This is a genomic window from Mesorhizobium sp. M7A.F.Ca.CA.002.09.1.1 (genome assembly GCF_003998555.1).
Taxonomy (GTDB): Bacteria; Pseudomonadota; Alphaproteobacteria; order Rhizobiales; family Rhizobiaceae; genus Mesorhizobium; species Mesorhizobium ciceri.
Genome location: NZ_RZRR01000991.1, coordinates 1 through 1,913, shown reverse-complemented (window position 1 = coordinate 1,913; position 1,913 = coordinate 1). Strand labels below are relative to the sequence as shown.

General features: G+C 62.6%; 2 protein-coding genes and 2 pseudogenes. 3 read left to right on the top strand and 1 reads right to left on the bottom strand.

Annotated elements, in window-relative coordinates; all coding sequences use genetic code 11:
• Positions 1-80: pseudogene (locus EN994_RS36465) on the bottom strand (ABC transporter permease); the annotation flags it as partial.
• Between EN994_RS36465 and EN994_RS29335 the strand changes: the two are divergent.
• The 3 genes and pseudogenes from EN994_RS29335 to EN994_RS29325 all read left to right on the top strand — a co-directional run.
• A pseudogene (locus tag EN994_RS29335) lies at positions 60-338 on the top strand (ABC transporter permease); the annotation flags it as partial. The pseudogenes EN994_RS36465 and EN994_RS29335 sit on opposite strands and share 21 nt — an antisense overlap.
• A gap of 32 nt (positions 339-370) precedes the next feature.
• Positions 371-1,318 carry a D-ribose ABC transporter substrate-binding protein gene (locus EN994_RS29330; RefSeq protein ID WP_023756738.1) on the top strand — a complete coding sequence of 316 codons (948 nt, stop codon included), beginning with the start codon at positions 371-373 and terminating at the stop codon, positions 1,316-1,318.
• Positions 1,319-1,414: 96 nt separating this feature from the next.
• The coding region (locus EN994_RS29325; protein WP_245466116.1) for an FGGY family carbohydrate kinase at positions 1,415-1,913 on the top strand (499 nt) is incomplete at its 3' end.

The following is a 1,913-nucleotide window of genomic DNA, read 5'->3' as shown; positions in this document are numbered from 1 at the left end:
GTGGGGCCGGCGGTCGGTCCCGCCGATGTAAGCTGCGAGGACAGGATCAGGCCGGCAATGGCGGCGCGGCACTGACCGGCGGCCGCGGCAACATCCGCGGAACCCTGCTCGGGGCCTTCGTCATCGGCTTCCTGTCCGACGGTCTGGTGATCATCGGCATCTCATCCTACTGGCAGACAGTGTTCACCGGCGCGGTCATCGTGCTCGCCGTGCTCCTCAATGCCGTTCAGTATCGCCGCCGCAGCAAGCTCCCAAGCGCGACAGGTGGCCAACCGACTTCTCAGAAACGGGGGAAGGCCGAACCGGCCAATCCTGCCCAAGGGAAGACTGCCAGGTGAACTGGCAGCAACACCGCGTAATCATTGGAGGAATGTACATGAAAACCATGCTGAAAAGTCTGCTCGCGGCCGCGATGGTCGTTGGGTTCACGGCCGCCGCGTCAGCCGCGGGCCTGATCTCGATCATCGTCAACGATCCGGCCAATCCCTACTGGCTGACCGAGGGCAACGTCGCCAAGGCCGAGGCCGAGAAGCTTGGCTATACGGCCAATGTCGGCGCCCACAAGGGCGATACCAATACCGAAAGCAATTTGATCGACACCGCCATCACCAACAAGTCGGTGGCGATCATTCTCGATCCGGCCAACGCCGACGGCTCTGTCGGTGCGGTGAAGAAGGCGATTGCAGCCAACATCCCGGTGTTCCTTGTCAATGCCGAGATCAACCAGGAAGGCCTCGCCAAGGGGCAGCTCGTTTCCAACAACGCGCAGGGCGCTGCTCTCGGTGCCCAGCAGTGGGTGCAGGCCGTCGGTGAAAAGGGCAAATATGTCGAACTGCTCGGCGCCCCGTCGGACAACAATGCCGCCACGCGCTCGAACGGTTACGCGACTGTGCTGAGCCAGTACCCGGATCTCGAAAAGGCTGCTTCGCAGGTCGCCAACTGGGATCGTACCCAGGGCCACGACAAGATGCAGAGCATGCTGCAAGCCAATCCCGACATCATCGCCGTGATCAGCGGCAATGACGAAATGGCTCTCGGCGCGGTTGCGGCGCTGAAGGAAGCTGGCAAGCTCGCCGGCATCAAGGTCGGTGGCTTCGACGGCTCCCCGGACGCGGTTGCGGCGATCAAGTCCGGTGAACTGCAGTACACCGTGCTGCAGCCGGTCGCCATCTTCTCGGCCAAGGCCGTGCAGCAGGCGGACTCGTTTATCAAGACGGGTGCCACCGGTGCGGCGACCGAGAAGCAGCTGTTCGATTGCCTTCTCATCACCAAGGACAATGTCGACAAGTACACCGCACCCTTCGTGCTGTCTGAGTAATACCTGCACAGGGGGTGTCCTTGCGGACACCCCCTGTCTCTTCTACGAAATGACTGCCCTCGTGAACTGCCTTCGCAACCAATCGGAATTTGCGGCATGAAAGACCTGCTGATCGGCATCGACGCGGGAACGTCGGTGATCAAATCGATCGCTTTCGATCTGTCCGGGCGGCAGCTCGCCATGACGTCGGTGCCCAATAGCTTCGTCACGCTGGAAGGCGGCGGCGCCGAGCAGGACCTCGACCAGACCTGGCGCGACATGGCGCGGACCGTTCGCGATCTCGCGGCCAAGATTCCCGACCTCGCGCAACGAATCGCGGCGGTGGCCATCACCGGGCAAGGCGACGGAACCTGGCTGATCGATAGCGACGGCATGCCTGTCTCGCGCGCCTGGCTGTGGCTCGATGCCCGCGCCGGACGTTTGGTGGACGAGATGCGCGCCGATCCCCGGGATCGCAGGCGGTTCGAACTGACCGGCACGGGGCTGAATTCCTGCCAGCAAGGCGCCCAGCTTGCCTTCATGAAAAAGAACCATCCCGACATGCTGGAGCGGGCGGCCACCGCACTGCATTGCAAGGATTGGCTCTACTTCAAGA

What these genes read in the sequence shown, in the direction of transcription:
- EN994_RS29330 (WP_023756738.1), top strand. Translation starts at nt 371, where the DNA reads ATGTACATGAAAACCATGCTGAAAAGTCTGCTCGCGGCCGCGATGGTC.